17 protein-coding genes are annotated in these 17,115 nt (G+C 72.4%); 7 read left to right on the forward strand and 10 right to left on the reverse strand.

Annotation, left to right across the window (positions count from 1 at the left end; all coding sequences use genetic code 11):
- A partial coding sequence (locus tag ACWDX9_RS46675) for an NADP-dependent oxidoreductase (protein ID WP_449966874.1) occupies positions 1-734 on the reverse strand: 734 nt, incomplete at its 3' end.
- A 212-nt stretch (positions 735-946) separates the two neighbouring features.
- On the opposite strand from ACWDX9_RS46675, the gene ACWDX9_RS46680 reads away from it, so the two are divergent.
- Genes ACWDX9_RS46680 through ACWDX9_RS46700 form a run of 5 tightly spaced genes read left to right on the forward strand, consistent with a single transcriptional unit; the run spans position 947 to position 7,320 of the window.
- Positions 947-2,515 (forward strand): ABC transporter substrate-binding protein, encoded by a 1,569-nt coding sequence (locus ACWDX9_RS46680; protein ID WP_449966877.1) that lies wholly within the window; start codon positions 947-949, stop codon positions 2,513-2,515.
- Positions 2,516-2,529: 14 nt separating this feature from the next.
- Positions 2,530-3,477: an ABC transporter permease gene (locus ACWDX9_RS46685; RefSeq protein WP_350727485.1), complete on the forward strand. Its 948-nt coding sequence runs from the start codon at positions 2,530-2,532 to the stop codon at positions 3,475-3,477.
- A gap of 2 nt (positions 3,478-3,479) precedes the next feature.
- The gene (locus tag ACWDX9_RS46690; RefSeq protein ID WP_449966880.1) at positions 3,480-4,349 is read left to right on the forward strand and encodes an ABC transporter permease; all 870 of its coding nucleotides are present in this window, start codon (positions 3,480-3,482) and stop codon (positions 4,347-4,349) included.
- Positions 4,346-6,445 (forward strand): ABC transporter ATP-binding protein, encoded by a 2,100-nt coding sequence (locus tag ACWDX9_RS46695; protein WP_449966883.1) that lies wholly within the window; start codon positions 4,346-4,348, stop codon positions 6,443-6,445. Before ACWDX9_RS46690 ends, ACWDX9_RS46695 begins: the two co-directional genes overlap by 4 nt.
- Positions 6,442-7,320: a sugar phosphate isomerase/epimerase family protein gene (locus ACWDX9_RS46700; RefSeq protein WP_449966886.1), complete on the forward strand. Its 879-nt coding sequence runs from the start codon at positions 6,442-6,444 to the stop codon at positions 7,318-7,320. Before ACWDX9_RS46695 ends, ACWDX9_RS46700 begins: the two co-directional genes overlap by 4 nt.
- 9 nt (positions 7,321-7,329) lie before the next feature.
- Here ACWDX9_RS46700 and ACWDX9_RS46705 read toward each other — a convergent pair whose 3' ends face one another.
- The gene (locus ACWDX9_RS46705) at positions 7,330-8,127 is read right to left on the reverse strand and encodes an IclR family transcriptional regulator (RefSeq protein ID WP_449966888.1); all 798 of its coding nucleotides are present in this window, start codon (positions 8,125-8,127) and stop codon (positions 7,330-7,332) included.
- A 125-nt stretch (positions 8,128-8,252) separates the two neighbouring features.
- Between ACWDX9_RS46705 and ACWDX9_RS46710 the strand changes: the two genes are divergently transcribed.
- Positions 8,253-9,062 (forward strand): alpha/beta fold hydrolase, encoded by an 810-nt coding sequence (locus tag ACWDX9_RS46710; protein WP_449966891.1) that lies wholly within the window; start codon positions 8,253-8,255, stop codon positions 9,060-9,062.
- On the opposite strand, the gene ACWDX9_RS46715 is transcribed toward ACWDX9_RS46710, so the two are convergent.
- From ACWDX9_RS46715 to ACWDX9_RS46750, 8 genes are all read right to left on the reverse strand, one after another.
- On the reverse strand, positions 9,063-9,887 hold the full coding sequence (locus ACWDX9_RS46715) for an IclR family transcriptional regulator (RefSeq protein ID WP_350727480.1): 825 nt from the start codon (positions 9,885-9,887) through the stop codon (positions 9,063-9,065).
- 70 nt (positions 9,888-9,957) lie between these two features.
- Positions 9,958-10,908, reverse strand: coding sequence for a quinone oxidoreductase family protein (locus ACWDX9_RS46720; protein WP_449966893.1), 951 nt, complete (start codon positions 10,906-10,908; stop codon positions 9,958-9,960).
- Positions 10,905-11,798, reverse strand: a complete 894-nt coding sequence (locus ACWDX9_RS46725) for an alpha/beta fold hydrolase (RefSeq protein WP_449966896.1) — start codon at positions 11,796-11,798, stop codon at positions 10,905-10,907. Before ACWDX9_RS46725 ends, ACWDX9_RS46720 begins: the two co-directional genes overlap by 4 nt.
- A 13-nt stretch (positions 11,799-11,811) precedes the next feature.
- The gene (locus ACWDX9_RS46730) at positions 11,812-11,937 is read right to left on the reverse strand and encodes a hypothetical protein (protein WP_355200272.1); all 126 of its coding nucleotides are present in this window, start codon (positions 11,935-11,937) and stop codon (positions 11,812-11,814) included.
- Entirely contained in the window at positions 11,934-12,782 is an 849-nt protein-coding gene (locus ACWDX9_RS46735; protein ID WP_449966899.1) for an alpha/beta fold hydrolase, read from the reverse strand. The genes ACWDX9_RS46730 and ACWDX9_RS46735 overlap by 4 nt, the downstream gene beginning before the upstream one ends.
- 9 nt (positions 12,783-12,791) lie before the next feature.
- Positions 12,792-14,096, reverse strand: a complete 1,305-nt coding sequence (locus ACWDX9_RS46740) for a M20 family metallopeptidase (protein WP_449966901.1) — start codon at positions 14,094-14,096, stop codon at positions 12,792-12,794.
- Entirely contained in the window at positions 14,093-15,031 is a 939-nt protein-coding gene (locus ACWDX9_RS46745) for a DODA-type extradiol aromatic ring-opening family dioxygenase (RefSeq protein WP_449966904.1), read from the reverse strand. Before ACWDX9_RS46745 ends, ACWDX9_RS46740 begins: the two co-directional genes overlap by 4 nt.
- The gene (locus tag ACWDX9_RS46750) at positions 15,031-16,245 is read right to left on the reverse strand and encodes a Rieske 2Fe-2S domain-containing protein (protein WP_449966907.1); all 1,215 of its coding nucleotides are present in this window, start codon (positions 16,243-16,245) and stop codon (positions 15,031-15,033) included. Before ACWDX9_RS46750 ends, ACWDX9_RS46745 begins: the two co-directional genes overlap by 1 nt.
- A 206-nt stretch (positions 16,246-16,451) precedes the next feature.
- On the opposite strand from ACWDX9_RS46750, the gene ACWDX9_RS46755 reads away from it, so the two are divergent.
- A partial coding sequence (locus tag ACWDX9_RS46755; protein WP_449966910.1) for an NAD(P)/FAD-dependent oxidoreductase occupies positions 16,452-17,115 on the forward strand: 664 nt, incomplete at its 3' end.

Genomic DNA, 17,115 nt, shown 5'->3' on the forward strand with positions numbered 1-17,115 from the left:
GCGGCGGTCTCCTCGCCGGCCACGGTGAGCACGCGCGTCCCGGCGGTGAGAATCTCCGCGACACCCTGGAGGGCGTCGCCGCCGACCAGGTCGAGAACGGCGCCGGCGCCTTCGGGAAGAAGCTCCCGCAGCCGGCCCGCGACGTCCTCGCGATCGTAGGCGACCGCCGTGGCGCCGAGGGATTCGACGAACGCGCTCTTCGCCAGGCTCGCCGTGCCCACGACGCGTACCCCGTCCATGACCGCGAGCTGGGCCGCGACCGTGCCGACTCCCCCGCCGGCGCCCAGGATCAGCAGCGTCTGACCGGGGGCCGGGGCGAGGGCGGCGAGCCCCTCGTAGGCGGTCCCCGCCGCGATCGGCAGCGCCGCCGCGTCGGTGAAGCTCAGCCCGTCCGGCATGCGCGCGGCCCGGTCCGCCGGCAGCACCGCCAGCTCGGCGTACCCGCCGCTCCCGCCGGCCGTGCTGCCGAAGACCGCGTCCCCGACGGCCAGGCGGGTGGCTCCGGGGCCGGTCCGCACCACGGTCCCGGCCACCTCGCGCCCGAGGACCGCGGGCAGGCGCAGCGGCAGGAAGGCCCGGTGCATGCCGGCGCGGACCTTCCAGTCCACCGGGTTGACGCCGGCCGCGCGCACCTCGACGAGCACCTCGCCCGGTTGCGGCTCGGGCGCGGGAACGTCGAGGAAGCGCTGGACATCCGGACCGCCGTAGTCGATGAACCCGTAAGCGAGAGGCATGGTCAGGGACGCTACCGACCGGGTGCGGACCGGGGTGAAGGCCTGTTCCGGTCAGCGAACCGGCGCGGGAGCCGCCCGAATCGTCCGGCTCTAGGGTTTGAGCCCACCACCTGAAGAACGGTGACTCCGCGTCCGGCAACAATTCGGGCAATTAGTACGATGCCCGACACCTCGTTACACCGCACGCCCCCAGATTGTCTCGAGGAGTACCTATGTCACTGACGAAGTCAGTATGGCGCCGTCGTCTCGCCGCGAGCGCCACCGGCGCGGCCATGCTCGCCTCCGCCGCGTGCAGCGCCGCCAACCAGGGCGCCATCGGGAACTCCGCGAGCGCGAGTACCGGCCCGGTGCGCGGGGGCGGCACCCTCATCGTCGCCCAGACGAGCGACGCCGACCCGGGTTCGTTCCTCAAGACCTCCTTCGGCAACGTCGTGGCGGAGTACGCGGTCTTCGAGACGCTGACCCTCATCGACGGCAGGACCGGGCAGCCCAAGGGCGTCCTGGCCGAGTCGTGGACCCTGGCCCCCGACGGCAGGAGCCTGGACCTCAAGCTCCGCGACGACGTGACCTTCCACAGCGGCCGCAAGCTGACCGCCGACGACGTCGTCTTCGCCATCCAGAAGGTCCAGGACCCGGCCACCGGCGCGGCCAACCAGTCGATCGCCGCCCAGATCTCCGACATGAAGACCAAGGGCGAGCACGAGCTGACGCTGACGTTCAAGCAGCCGCTGCCGAACATCTTCGACCTCTTCGAGACGATGCCCATCCTCAACAAGGACTCCTACGGCGACTACGCCGCGGGCACGAAGGTCGACGGCACCGGGCGCTTCACGTGGAAGTCGTGGACTCCCGGCGGCAAGCTGGTGCTCGGCAAGTACGCGGGCTACCGCGACGCGGCGGGCACCCAGCTCGACACCATCGAGATCAACCTGATCAAGGACCCGACGGCCATGGTCGCGGCCATCCGCAGCGGCCGCGTCCAGTACGGCGTCGGCATGGCGGCCCTGGACGCCAGGACCCTGAGCCAGCAGCCGGGCTTCTCCCTCGTGACCTCGGGCGGCGCGGCCATCCCGCTGGCGTTCGACGTGACCAAGCCGCCGTTCGACAACAAGGCCGTGCGCCAGGCGGTCCACTACGCGATCGACCGCGACCGCATCGTGCAGCAGGTCATGGGCGGCCAGGCCGACCCGACCAACGTGCCCTGGCGGGCCTCGACGATCGGCTACGACGCCGCCCAGGCCAAGCAGTACACCTACCAGCCGGACAAGGCCAAGCAGCTGCTGGCCGAGGCGGGGGTGAAGAACGTCTCGTTCGACGTGCTCACGCTGAACTCGCCCGAGGCCACCGGCGTCTTCCAGATCGTCAAGAACAACCTGGCCGCCGTGGGGCTGAACGCCAACCCGGTCGTCGTGCCCGTGGCCGACTACGACGCCAGGGTCGCCAAGAAGGACCTGGGCGCCCCCGCCTTCCTCATGCAGAACAGCAACGGCCTGTCCCCGGCCACCGCCGTCGTGAGCCGGCCGGAGCTGCTGGCGGACGGCAACGTCTCGCACTTCAAGAGCCCCGAGTACACGAAGCTGGTCAAGGCGGTCACCAGCGCGAGCACCACGGAGGACCAGCAGAAGGCCCTGCGCGACTACGACGCCTACTTCATCGACCAGGCGTTCGTGCTCCCGCTGGTCACCCGCCCCACCCTCACCCTGCGCGCGAACTCCGTGAACGGCATCAAGTCCACGCAGATGGGCTTCCTCGACCTCAGCCAGGCCTGGCTGTCCAAGTAACCGGAGGCAGGACGATGGTCAGGTTCCTGATACGCAAGCTCCCTTCGCTGGTGTTCGTGCTGCTGGCCAGCTCGATCGTGGCCTTCGCCCTGCCCCGCCTGGCGCCGGGCGACGTGGCGGTCACGCTCGCCGGAGCGGACCCGACCGCGGCCAACATCGCCGCGATCAGGCAGCAGCTCGGCCTGGACCGCCCCCTGGTGATCCAGTACGCGGACTGGATGGCCGGGCTGCTCCAGGGCGACCTCGGCCAGTCCTACCTGCTGCGCCGCAGCGTCGCGAGCCTCATCGGCGACCGGCTGGGGAGCACGGTCGAGCTGGCCGCCCTGGCCACGCTGCTGGTCATCGCGATCGGCACGGCCCTGGGCGTCGTGGTCGGCTCGGTCCGCAGCCGCTGGGCCCGGGCCGGCCTCGACCTGGTCAACAGCGTCCTCGTGGCCGTACCGTCGTTCGTCACGGGGCTGGGGCTGATCCTCGTCTTCGGCGTGCTGAACCGCTGGCTGCCCGTCAGCGGCGAGGTCGCCTTCCTCGACAATCCGGTGATCGGCTTCCAGTTCCTGATCCTGCCGGCGATCGCGCTGGCACTGCCGCCCGCGGCGGTCGTGGCCCGGCTGCTGCAGGCGGAGATGCTGGTCGCCAGGAACGAGGACTACGTGGACCTCGCGCTCAGCAAGGGAGCCTCGGGCGCCCGGATCACGATCCGGCACGTGCTGCGCAACAGCGTGGGCACCGCGGTCGTCGCGGTGGGCCTGCAGGTCGGCAACCTGCTCGCCGGCGCGGTCATCATCGAGGCGATCTTCAACCGCAACGGCCTCGGCCAGCTCGCCGTCTCCAGCGTGCAGACCCGCGACTTCACCGTGCTGCAGGTGCTGATCCTGGCCGTCGTCTTCGTGGCGGTGATCTGCCAGATCCTCACCGAGATGATCCTGGCAGCACTCGACCCCCGGATCACGTTGGGAGCGTAGGCATGGCAGACATTCCACTCGAAGGGGGAATCCCGCGCGCACGCCGGCTGAACCCGACGCTGGCGCGCTACCTGTCGGCGTTCCGCACGCCGAAGGGCGTCATCGGGCTGTCGATCCTCGCCGTCATGAGCCTGGCCGCCCTGCTCGCCCCCGTGCTCTTCCCCGGCGGGTACGACGAGCAGGGCCGCGAGGCGCTGACCGGGATCTCGGCCGGGCACATCTTCGGCGTGGACGAGTTCGGCCGCGACATCTTCGTCCGCAGCGTCTACGGCCTGCGCATCGACCTCAGCCTGATCTTCACCGCGGTGCCGCTCAGCATGGCGATCGGGGTTTTGCTCGGGCTGAGCGGCGCGCTGTCGGAGCACCTGGGGTCGGCGGTGCAGCGGCTGCTCGACGTGATCATCGGCTTCCCCGGCCTGATCCTAGGGATCTGCCTGGTGGCCATCCTGGGGCCGGGCTGGCCGGCGCTGTTTCTGACCATCCTGATCAGCGGACTGCCCACGGCCGGCCGGCTGGCCCGCGGCGCCTGGCTGGCCCAGCAGAGCAGGGAGTACGTCCTCGCCGCCCGGGTGCTCGGCGTCTCCCGCCCGCAGGTCCTGGTCCGGCACGTCCTGCCGAACGCCATGGACTCGGCCGTCGTCAACGCGGCCGTGTGGATGGTCGTCGGCGTCTACATCGAGGCCGGGCTGAGCATCGTCGGCCTCGGCGTGCAGCCGCCGACGCCCTCGCTCGGCGTGCTCCTGAACAACGGGCTGCGGTTCGTCACCCAGTCCCCCACCTACATCGTCGGCCCCGCGCTCCTGCTGCTCCTGGTGGCGGTGGGCTTCAGCCTGGTGTCCGACGCGCTCAACGAGGCGGTGAACCGCCGGTGACCTCCACCGAACCCCTGGCCCCGGTGACGGCGAAGGACGTGCCGTTGCTGCGGGTCGAAGGCCTGCGCACCGAGTTCCGGCTGAGGAGCGGCGGCGTCAAGGCCGTCAACGACGTCAGCTTCGACATCTACCCGGGCGACGTGCTCGGCATCGTCGGCGAGTCCGGCTCGGGCAAGTCCGTGACGGCGCGCTCCATCATGCGCATGCTGCGCCCGCCGGGCGAGGTCGTGGCCGGCTCCGTACGGCTCGGCGGCGAGGACCTGCTCGCCCTGCCCGAACGCGAGATGCGGCGCCGCCGCGGCAGCAAGGTCGCGATGATATTCCAGGACCCGCAGGCCGCGCTCAACCCCGTCATGAAGGTGGGCGACCAGATCGCCGAGGCCATGACGCTGCACGGGGTCGACAGGCAGACCGCGCGCAGGCGCGCGATCGAGCTGCTCGACCAGGTCGGCATCCCCGACGTCCGGACGAAGATCGACCATTACCCGCACCAGTTCTCCGGAGGCATGCGCCAGCGCGTCGTCATCGCGATCGCCCTGGCCAACGACCCCGCGCTGCTGATCGCGGACGAGCCCACGACCGCCCTCGACGTGACCATCCAGGCGCAGATCCTGCGCCTGCTCGCCCGGCTGCGCACCGAGCTCGGCATCGCCATCGCGATCATCACCCACGACATGGGGGTCGTGGCCGAGCTCTGCACCGACGTCGTCGTCATGTACGGCGGCCGCACGGTCGAGAAGGGCACCGTCGAGCAGGTGTTCGAGCAGCCGCGGCACCCCTACACCGCGGCGCTGCTGGCGGCCATGCCCCGACTCGACGACGACCGGATCGGACAGCCGCTGCCCGCGATCCCGGGAGCGCCGCCCGACCCGGCCGCGCCGCCGCCCGGCTGCCCGTTCGCTCCCCGGTGCCGCTTCACCGAGGACGTCTGCGAGCACGAGCCGCCGGAGCTGCTCCAGATCGGCACCGAAGGGCAGTCGGCGGCCTGCTTCGTCGCGCAACGCGACACCACCGACGTCTCGGTCCCCGACCCAGAGCCGCCCCCCGCCGACATCTCGGTCCACGCCGCCCCAGAGGCGGCCGTCCCGGACGCCACGACGCCCGTCCTCGAGGTGCGCGACCTGCGGATCGACGTCGGGTCCCGGCGGCGCGGGCTGTTCCACCGCGACCCTCCCGTGTACGCGGTCGACTCCGTGAGCCTGTCGGTGCACGCCGGCCGCACGCTCGGGCTGGTGGGCGAGAGCGGCTGCGGCAAGTCGACGCTGTCCAGGAGCATCGTCGGGATCAACCGGGTCTCCGGCGGATCGGTCCTCGTCGACGGCGCCGACGTGAGCACGATGGGGCAGGCGGATCTCGGGCGGGTCAGGTCCTCGGTGCAGTACCTGTTCCAGGACCCGTACGCGTCGCTGAACCCGCGCCGCACGATCAGGCAGTCGCTGTCCGAGGCGCTCGCGTTCAGAGGCGTCGGCCGGCGGGAGCGCGAGGAGGCGGCGCGGTCGCTGATGGAGCAGGTCGGGCTGCGCGCCGAGCACCTCGACCGCTACCCCCACGCGTTCTCGGGCGGCCAGCGCCAGCGCATCGGCATCGCCCGCGCGCTGGCCAGGCAGCCGCGCGCGCTCATCCTCGACGAGCCGGTCTCCGCCCTGGACATGTCGATCCAGGCGCAGATCATCAACCTGCTGGAGCAGCTGCAGAACGAGCTCGGCCTCGGCTACCTGTTCATCGCCCACGACCTGTCGGTGGTGCGGCACCTCAGCGACACCGTCGCGGTCATGTACCTGGGCCGGATCGTGGAGTACGGCGACGCCGCCGACGTCTACGGCAGCCCGCAGCACCCCTACACCGCCGCCCTGATGTCGTCCTCACCCGTCCCGTCGGCCTCCGCGCGCACGCGCGAGCGCATCGTCCTCCCCGGCGACCTGCCCAGCCCGGCGAACCCGCCGTCCGGCTGCCGGTTCCGCACCAGGTGCCCGATCGGCCCGCTGGTCAACCCGGAACGGACGATCTGCGCGGAGATCGACCCTCAGCTCACCCTCACGGCCACCGGCCAGCGGGCCGCCTGCCACTTTGCCGACAACGGAAAGGAAACCGAATGACCGCGAAGATCGCGCTCAACCCGATCCAGTGGATGGCCAGCGCCGACGGCTGGCTGGACCCGTCGCTGGCCCCCGCGCCGAAGGAGCTGCTGACCCAGATCAAGGGGGCCGGGTTCGACCACGTCATGTCCGAGGTGCCCGCCGGCCTCGACGTCGAGCAGTACCGAACGCTGCTGGACGAGGTCGGCCTGTCGCTCGCGCCCGGCTACTTCCCCTGCCGCTCGGACGGCAGGGACGGCAACGAGGACACCGTCGTGGCCGCCGCCGCCGAGGTCGCCCGCACGCAGGCCCGGCTCGGCCTGACCGAGATCGGCCTGGGCCTGGGCATGGGCAAGGAGGCGCCGCGCGTCCTGAACCCCGCGCAGGGGCACGACGCCGACCCTTCGCGCGTCGAGGCGGTGACGGAGCTGATCGGGCGGATCTGCGACGCCATGGTGGCCGAGGGCGTCCGGCCGTGCCTGCACCCGCACGTCGGCACGTGGGTCGAGACCGAGGAGGAGGGCCGGGCGGTGCTCGAGGCCCTGCCGGAGTCCCGGCTCGGCTTCCTGCCCGACACGGGCCACCTGGCGTGGGCGGGCGCCGACGTCGCCCGCCTCGTGAAGGACTACGCCGAGCGGATCCCCTTCGTGCACGTGAAGGACTGCCGGCTCAGCGTCGCCGCCGAGGGCCGCGAGAAGGGCTGGGACTACCGGCAGACCGTGCTCGCGGGGCTCTGGGTCGAGCCCGGGCGGGGTGAGCTCGACCTGACCGGCATCATCGGCAACCTGCCCGAGGCGTTCGACGGGTGGCTGATGGTGGAGGTGGACCGGCCCGACATCGCCGACCCGTACGAGAGCGCGCAGGCGTCGGCCGGCTGGATGCGCACCGCCTTCTGACGTTGATCGTCAGCACTCCCGCTCGACGGCGCGGGAGATGCCGTCGGCCGCCGCGAACAGCCCGGGCAGCAGCCGCTTCGCCGCCAGGCGCGACAGCGGCGCGGCGGCCGACACGGACGCGAGGACCGTTCCATCGGCTCCCGCGACGGGCACGGCGATGCTGCCGAAGCCCAGCAGGATCTCCTGCCGCTCGATGGCGTAACCCCGTTCCCTGACGACCGCGAGCTGCCGGCGCAGGTCCTCCACGGACGCGACGGTGCGCGGCGTCAGGCGCGGCAGGCCGGTCCGGGCGAGGCGGCGCAGCCGTTCCTCGAGGTCGGGGAGGTTCGCGAGCAGGGCCTTCCCCGTCGCCGTGCACGCCGCGGGCAGGCGGCCGCCCACCCGGGAGTGGGTGTTCACGTTCTGCTCCCCGGCCACCTTCTCCACGTAGAGCACGTGACCGCGGTCGAGGACCGCCAGGTGGATGGTCGCCCTGGTGGCGGCGAACAGGTCGGTGAGGAGGGGGCGGGCCACGCGGCGCAGCACGGCGGAGACCGGCACCCGCTGGCCCAGCTCGAACATGCGCATGCCGAGCTGGTAGGAGTCCCCCTTGCGCTCCAGCAGCCCCCATTGCACCAGCTCCTGCGCCAGCCGGTACGCCGACGCCTTCGGCACCCCCGAGCGCCGGCTGAGCTCGGTGAGCCGGAGCTGGACCGCCCCCGACTCGAACGCCCCGAAGATCAACTGGGCCTTGCCGAGCACCGAATTGGGGTATTCCTCCTCATCGTCGGGGCCGGCCGGCGCCGCCACGACCACCTGTGAGGACATCGGAACTCCCCTCGCGACCACTTTCCATTTGTCCCATGAATAGTGCAGAACGTCTGGAATGTATAGGTTTCGCCGGGCGGACCGATGTAAACATCAGGTGACGACCCGGCATGAGGGAGGACCCCTTGGACATCACGGCGCCGCCGCGTTTCGGGTACGCCGACTCGCCCTTCGGCCAGCTCCACTACGCCGAGCAGGGCACCGGCCGGCCCCTGCTGCTCCTGCATCAGACCCCCCGATCGTGGGACGAGTTCCGCGAGCTGATGCCCCTGCTGGCGCCCCACCGGCGCGTCCTGGCCATGGACATGGTCGGCTTCGGGGCCAGCGCGAAGCCCCCGGCGCCCCACACGATCGAGCTGTTCGCGGCCGGTGCGCTGGCGCTGCTGGACGGCCTCGGCATCGAGCGGGCCGACGTGCTCGGCCACCACACCGGCGGCGCGGTGGCCGTCGAGCTGGCGGCGTCCGCGCCGGAGCGGGTGGGCCTGCTGGTGCTGTCGTCGGCCCCGTGGGCGGACGCCCGCTACCGCGCCTCCCACGCGCACGGCCCGGGGGTGGACGAGGCCGAGCCGTCACCGGAGGGCGACCACCTGGTCAAGCTGTGGCGGCTGCGGCAGCCGTACTATCCCGAACCGGTCACCGGCCTCCTCGACCGGTTCGTCCGCGACGCCCTCGCGCCGGGGGTCGATCCGGCCGAAGGCCACCGGGCGTGCGCGCGCTACGTCATGGAGGACAGGATCGGCCTGGTGACGGCGCCCGTGCTGCTGCTGGCGGGCGCGGCGGACCCGTTCGCGCTGCCGAACATGGCCCCGCTCCGGGAGCATCTCACCGGGGCGGCGAGCGTGACGTCGGCCGTCGTCGAGGGCGGCACGATCCCGCTCATGGAGCACAAGCCCGCCGAGGTCGCGGAGGCCGTGGCGGCGTTCCTGACGGCCTGATCAGGTCCGGCCGCCGTCGGCGGCCATGATCGACTTCGTGATGCGCCTGCTCACCATGCTGAGCAGGCCCACGTACTTGTTGACGTCGGCGCGGAAGGTCGGCGCCGTCACCGACAGCGCGGCGACCATGGTGCCGGTGGCCCCGGTGAGCGGGATCGCCACGCTGAGGTAGCCGACCCGGGTCTGCTCCCGCTCGACGGCGTACCCGGCCTTCCTGGCCTGCTGGATCTCCTGGGCGAGCAGCTTCGGGGCGGTGACCGTGCGCGGCGTCACGCGGGCCAGCGGGGTGGCCACGACGTCGCCGAAGAGGGCCGCCGGGCCGAACGCCAGCAGGGCCTTGCCGGTCGCCGTGCAGTGCAGCGGCATGCGCCCGGCGACGCGCGACGGCCTGGACACCTGGCCGTGGCCGGAGACCTTCTCCAGGTAGATGACCTCCAGCCCGTCCAGCACCGCCAGGTGGATGGTCTCCCCCGTCGCCTGGTAGAGGTCCTCCATGAAGGGCCGCGCCGCCTCCCGCAGGATCCGCTGGCGCGGCACGCGCTGCCCGATCTCGAACAGGCGCATGCCCAGCCAGTATTCGGACCCGCGCCGCTCCAGCAGGCCCCACTGCAGCAGCTCCTGGGCCAGCCGGTGGACCGACGCCTTGGCCACGCCGGTGCGGCGGACGATCTCGGACAGGCCCAGGCTCTCGTCGTCGGGGCCGAAGGCCTCCAGGATCAGCCGCACCTTGCCCAGTACGCTGTTCGCCGCCGCGTCGTGCTCGGGTGAAGGGACGATGGCCAGGGGCTTGACGTCAGGTGACGACGGGGAGTGCATAAGAGCCATTGCCCGATAATCGGGCCCATGTCCGTTCCGGACAACGGCCCTGTCTCGGTGAGCGGAACGGGCCCGGCGGCTATCCGAACGTGACGACCGCACGCCCGCGTACCCGGCCCTCGCGCAACAGCTCCAGGGCCTTGGCGATCTCGGCCAGGTCGAACCGCTCGACCTCCACGCCGAGCTCGCCGGAGGCCAGGCGGCCGACCAGCGACGGGGCCACCTCGCGCGCCCGGCGCTCGTGCCGGACCATGTTCACGGGCAGCAGCGCCACGTCGTCGAGCAGCCACGACGGCAGATCGACCGTCACCGACGTGCCCAGCACGTACCCGATGACCACGGCCCGGCCGCCGGGGCGGACCCAGCGCGTGCGCTCGACCAGGCCGGCGCCTCCGAGCGTGTCGACCAGCAGGGACGCCGAGCGCGCCGAGGCCAGCTCCGCGACCGCCGCGGCGTCGTCGGCCGCCACGCCGCGCACCCCCTCGGGCACCCGATCGAGCTGGTCGGACCGCCCGACCAGCCCGGTCACCGTGGCCCCGGCCAGCCGCGCCTGCTGGGCGACCATCGCGCCGACCGCCCCGGTGGCGCCGGTCACGACGACCTCCTCCCCCGGCTCCAGGCGGGCGATGTCGTGCAGGGCGACGTACGCCGTGGTGGCCGGGACGAAGAACGACGCGGCGACCTCATGGGGCAGCGGCTCCGCCAGCGGGCTGACGGCCTTGGGGCTGACGCTGACCCGTTCGGTCCAGCAGCCGTCGCGCAGCAGGCCCAGCCCGCCCCCGCGCAGGAGCACCTGCGTGCCGGGGGCCAGCTCGTCGGCTTCCAGGACCACCCCGCTGGCCTCGACCCCGCCCACGTACGGGAGGGCCGGTTTCATCGCGAAGGACCCGGTGGCGACGGTCAGGTCCAGATGGCTCAGCGCCGCCGCCTTGACCTCGACCAGCACCCGCCCCGGCTCGTACGCGGGTTCGGGGACGTCCTCCACGACAGGGGCCGCGCCCCACGCGTGGAAGCGCGCCGCGCGCGTCATCGGCCCGACACCCGACCAGTGATCCGGCCCGAGAAGCCCGCCGCCGAGCTCTTGGCCAGGAAGGACAGGCTGAGCGGGTTGTAGCGCGCGGCCTGCTCGTGCTGGGGCCAGTGGCCGCACTCCTCGAACAGCTCCAGCTGCGAGCCCGCGATGGCCTCGTGCATGGCGGTCGCCTCCGGCACGTCGCCGAACGGGTTCTTGCGGCCCCAGACGATCAGCGTCGGCTGGGAGATCCCGGCCAGGTCGCCGGGGCGCAGGATGTTGCGCTGCCGGGTCTCCATGTCCTGCAGGCAGAGCAGGTTGTCGACGCCTGCCACGAACGCGGGCTCGTGGTAGATGGCGTGGCGCACCTCCACCAGCTCCTCGGTGGCGTCGGCCGGGTCGGCCATCAGCAGCCGCAGCCGCTTGCGGGTGAGCTCCACGTCGTCACTGAGCACCGCCTCGCGTGTGCTCGTCCTGATGCGCTCCATGACCTGCGGGTTGGCGACGGTGCCGCCCGCGCAGAGCAGCTGCAGGCTCGCCACGCGGCCGGGGTGGTCGATCGCGAGGCGACCGCCGACCCAGCCGCCCAGCGACTCCCCCACGATGTGCGCGCGCTCGATGCCCACCGCGTCGAAGTACGCCAGCAGGTGCTCGACATAGCGCGGGATCTCGTATGGATAGTCCGGCTTGCCGGTGTAGCCGTGGCCCAGCATGTCGATGGCGTGGCACTCGTACTGCTCCGCGTGCGCGGCCAGGTTGCGGGTGAACGCCTCCAGGTGCCCGCTGGTCCCGTGCAGGAACACCACGGGCTCGCCCGATCCGGCCCGCAGGCTGCGGGTCGGCACTCCCCCCGCGTCCACGTACGAGACGCTCAGGCTCAACGGGCTCAACTCGGTCCATATGGTCATCGTCACGTCACCTTCAACGGTCGAGGGCGGGTTTGTCCTGGTTGATGCGGTGCACCTGGGTGTTGCTGCGGGCCGCGAGCAAGCGGGCGAGGAGCACGGCCAGCACGACGGCGGGCGCGGCGATCAGCAGTCTCTTCATCGGCCCGCCCCCGTCAGGAATCCGGTGACCACGGCGTGGTACGCCTCGGGACGCTCCTCCTGGAGGTGGTGCCCCGCGTGGTCCATGACGTACAGGTTGCCCCGGGGCACCATGCGCGCCAGCATGAGCGGATAGTCCGGTGTCAGGAACGCGTCCTGCATGCCCCACATGAACAGCGCCGGCACCTGGATCTCGGCCAGCTCGGCGGTGAGGTCCTGCCATTCGCCGCGCGGCGAGTCGGACATGGCGGCCAGCGCCCGCTCCTCCGGGTCCAGGCTCTGCTCGTAGCGCAGGTCCAGCGTGGACTCCGGCAGCCGGTCGCCGTCGTACCACTCCAGCCGGGTGATGAGGTCGCGCATCTTCTCCCGTGTGGGCCCCTCGCCGCCGTAGTAGACGTCCCGCGCGTTGCGGCCGCGCCGGCCGCCCTCGGGCAGGGGCGCGAGCGGGCCGTAGAAGACCGGCATGCTGCCGGTGATCACCAGCGAGCGCACCCGGTCGGGGTAGCGCGCGGCCAGGCACAGCGCGATGGTGCCGCCCCAGGAGTTGCAGACGAAGTCGGCCCGCTCCACGCCCAGCGCGTCCATGAGCGCGACGGTTCTGGCCGCGTGGAAGTCCCACATCGGTCCGGTGATGACGCACTTCTCCGACCTGCCGTACTGCAGGATGTCCACGATCAGGCAGCGGCGCTCGGCGGCGAACAGCGGCGCCACCGGGCCGAAGTCGCTCCACCCGGTGCAGCCGGGGCCGCCGCCGTGCAGGAAGATCGTGTCCGGTCCCGACCCCAGGTCGAGGTAGTGATATTTGACGCCGTCGGCGTCGGCGTACGAACCGCTGGGCGGTTCCATGGCGCCTCCTCAGTCGTTGGTCTCGTCGATCTCGGCGCGCGTGCGCGTGACGGTGTCGGCCGCCACCCGCAGGAGCACCTCGCACAGGCGGCGCATGGCCCTGACGTCGACGGTGTTCATGCCGAGGGCGAAGTCGACGTCGACGTCCTCTGGCACGGCCTTCGGCATGCCCACGCGGGCCGTCGGGATCCCGCGCGCCCGCAGGATGTTGGCGTCGGTGGCGCCGCTGTTGCCGTCGACGGGCTCGTGCGGGCGCGCGTTCACGCTCTCCCAGGCGCGTACGGCGCTGCGCACCACCCAGCTCTCCGGCGGCGTGCGCGTGCCCGGAATGGCCAGCACCATCTCGACCGCGAGCTCCGTGCCCAGCTCCGCCGACACCTGCCGGACGTAGGCCGCCAGCTCCCGCTTGGCCTCCAGCGGCGTCGTGCCGGGTGCGATGCGCAGGTCGAGGCGGATGCGGCAGGCCGCGGGGGTGACCGCGAGCATGCGCTCCCAGCCGCCCGCGATCGACCCGACGATCCCCTGCGGGGCGGCGGTCGCGGTGCGGTGCCGCTCGGGGTAGTCCGCCAGCCACCGTTCCAGCCGCGTCACGACCTCGGCGGCGGTCACGATCGGGTTCCGGTACGGCAGGCGGTGCCGGCTCCCCGCGTACGTGTGGGTCCCCGGGACGACGATCTCGAACCAGCACAGGCCGACCTCGTCGTGCGCGACGAAGTCCCCCGGCTTGGCGATCACCGCGTGGTCGGGCTGCCAGCCGCGTTCGAGCAGGAACGAGCAGCCGACCCCGTGCCCCGTGTTCGCCCGGCTGTCCAGGGCGATGGCGTTGGTGGGCATGCCGCCGGCCCCGAAGGCCACCAGCAGGTCCCCGGCGAGCTGCGGGCGCAGGGCGGCCAGGGCCTCGCCCACGACCAGGACGCACGCGGCGTGGCCCTTGGGGTTGCTCGCGCCGAGGCCGCTGACGTAGGGGCCCTCGCAGCGGGCCTCGGCCCGCATGTCGGGGCGCAGCTCCGGGCCGATCCAGGGCACGTCCAGGTCCGGGTCGCCGGTGGTCAGGGTGTCGATCGGGGCGTACAGCATGAGGTCCGCGCCCGTGCCGTCGCCCCTCAGCCGGCCGACCGCGTTGGCCTGGCCGTCGTCGATGCGCTGCGCGTGTGCCTCCAGGCCGGCGGCGGCGAGCCGGTCGGCCAGCCACCGGGCCAGCGGCGCCTCGCCACCCGTGGGGCTGGCGATGGAGGTGACGTCCACCGCCGCCGCGCGCAGCCGGTCCTCGGTGATCGACGCGAGGGCCTGCCGCACCAGCTCGTCGCGGTTCATGACGCCGGCTCGATGACGGCGACCCCCATGCCGGTCAGCCACTCCGGCATCGGCTCGTACGCCAGCCTCCGCCCGGGCGCGAAGCCCAGCGCCGCCGCCATGGCCAGCCACGACCGCAGTTCCTGGCCGCCGTTGCCGGCCGCCTCCTCGATCTCGGCCGTGGACAGGCCGGCGTAGCGCTCCAGCTCGCCCCGCTCCAGCGCGGCCAGGAACTCCTCGTCGAACTCGGGGAAGATGACCGGCCGCGCGGCGGTGATGATCTGCCGGCGGCGCGCGTCGTAGCGCTCCCAGTCGCCCCGGCCCTCCCGCCAGGCCTCCACCAGGAACTCCTCGTCCGGCCCGTGCGGGTCCTGCCAGCGGCTCGGCCACGGCAGCCGGTGCGAGAGCCCGCCCGAGGCGATGACCGCCACCCGCAGTCCCTCGGGCAGCGACTCCACCGCGGCGGCGAGGTTGCGCCCCAGCTCGGCGCAGCGCCGCATCAGGGGCAGCGGGGTGGCGAACACGTTCACCACCAGCGGGATCACGGGCACGTCGAGGTCGCGCAGCAGGTACTGGACGGCGTGGCTCTGGCCGTGGTCGATCTGCAGCTTCGCCGAGATCGCCACCTCGGTGCCCGCCGCCACCAGGGATTCCGCGATGCTCTGGGCGAGGTCGGGGCGGGTGCGCTGCGGGCCCGACGGCGTGCCGGACTCACCGGACGCGATGACCTCGTCCACGCCGAGGGTGAAGGCGGGGATCAGGTCCAGCCAGAAGCCGCGGAAGTGGTTCGACCCGATGATGACCGCCACGTCGGGACGGGCCGCGGCGAGGGCGTCGCGGGCCGTGCCGAGCGCGTCGCGGAAGCGTTCCGCGCGGTCCTTGTGCTCGACCTGGTCCCAGTGGGTGTTCATGAGCGTCGAGTGGGACGCGCCCACGCCCAGGACGATCTTGCCCATCAGCCGAGGTCCCCGGAGATCTTGAGGCGTTCGGCGCGCTCCTCCGTGATCTCCTCGGCCAGCTTGCGCCACTGCAGGAGCGAGTCGTCGGGACGGTAGAGCCGCTCCGGCGGCGCGTCGGTCACCTCGACCATCCACTTGTCCTGTCCGGAGAACTGGCCGTGGAAGAGCCAGCGCACGGCGCCGAGGTATTTGGCGTAGAAGGGCAGCGTCCTGATGCCCTTCTCGAAGGTGGCCATCACGCCGACGTAGAGGTGGTTGTCCGCGTCGACCGGCACGTAGAACTCGTAGTGGATGAAGGTCGGGTAGACGATGCGCAGGACCCCCGGCATGCTGACCGAGGCGAACCCGGGGAACTCCTCGGCGGCGATGGCCGGGTTCACCTTGCGGTGGCTGCCCGTGTTGCCGATGTTGGCGACCTGCTTCGGCGGCTTGAGCTTGAACCACGCCTGGTTGCTCCATTTGCCCAGGCCGGGGAAGTCGGCGTCCCAGTGCTGGGCGTCCTGCACCCGGTAGATCCACCGGCCGCGGCGGACGATCCGGGTCTCGTTCCACACCGGCATGGCCTTGAACAGCCGCCACAGCGCCGTGCGGTGCAGGTATTTCGCGTGTCCCTCGTCGTAGCCGTTCTCGCAGGCGAAGCGCCAGTTGCCCACGCGGGACTGGATGCGCGCGCCGATCACGGCGGGGTTGTCGCGCAGTTCCTCGGGGAGCTGGTCGTCGATGGGCGGGGCGTCCTCGCCGTCCCCCACGAAGATCCACACCATGCCGAGGCGCTCCTCGACCTCGTAGGTGGGCTGGGTCACCTTCCCGCAGATCGGCGACTGCGGCCCGTCGGTGATCACCGCCTTGAGCGCGCCGGTCTCCAGGTCGAACGTCCAGCCGTGGTACGGGCAGGAGATCGTGCCGGGGAACTGCTGGTTGCCGTAGCTCAGCGGCACGCCCCGGTGCGGGCAGCGGTCCTTCAGCGCGTAGACCTTCCCGTCATCACGGATGACGACGATGCGCTCGCCGAGCAGGGTGATCGCCTTCGGCTTCCCGGTGATGTGCGAGGAGAACGCCACCGGATACCAGTAGCCGCGGAACCCGCTGGCCGCCGCCTGGTAATGGGGCCAGCTCGACCAGTCCTGCCGGCCCGGCAGGCGGCCCCGCCGCGATGGCCGGCGCCTGGCGTCTCCCCCGATCGCATCCGGCGTACCCGCCTCCGCACTCATTCTCGCCTCCGCTTCCATGGCTTGTCCGCGGCTCCCGATGCGCCGCGACACGCAGTTCACCACCCGCGGGGCCGAGCGGCCCAGTGCGGCATCCCGCCCAGCGGACCGTGTCCCGCTGAGCGAGCCGTGTTCCGGTCAGCGGGCCGCGACCCGCGGGCAGGAGCCCGGGCCCTGTGTAGCTTCCGTGGCCGGAAAGGAGAGCGACGTTGGAGATCGAAACCGATATCGCGATCATCGGAGCGGGGCCGACCGGGCTCTACGGCGCCTACTGCGCCGGGTTCCGCGGTCTGCGCACCGTACTCGTCGACGCGCTGCCCCAGGTCGGCGGGCAGATCTCGGCCCTGTACCCGGAGAAGGAGATCCGGGACGTGGCCGGCGTCCCCGGCGTCCTCGGGCGTTCGCTGGTGGCGGCGCTCTCGGCCCAGGCGGCCGCGTACGAGCCGGTCCACCTGCTCGGGCGGCAGGCGGTGGAGCTGCGCCGCGACGCGGACCCGAGGCCGGTCGTGGTGCTGTCCGACGGCACGGCGGTCCGCGCCGGGGCCGTCGTGCTCACCTCGGGCATCGGGACGTTCACCCCGCGGCCGCTGCCGGCCGGCGAGGAATGGCTCGGGCGGGGGCTGACGTACTTCGTGCCGGACCCGTCCGCGCACGCCGGCCACCACGTCGTGGTCGTGGGCGGCGGGGACAGCGCGGTCGACTGGTCGCTGGCCCTGGCGCCGCTGGCCTGGTCGGTCACGCTGGTGCACCGGCGGGCCGCGTTCCGCGCGCACCCCGGCGGCGTCGCGGCCGCCCGCGCGGCGGGGGTCCGCATCGTCGTCGACAGCCAGGTCGTCGGCCTGTCCGGCGCGGAGCGGGTCGAGCGGGCGCACC

It is taken from the genome of Nonomuraea sp. NPDC003201 (assembly GCF_053590415.1).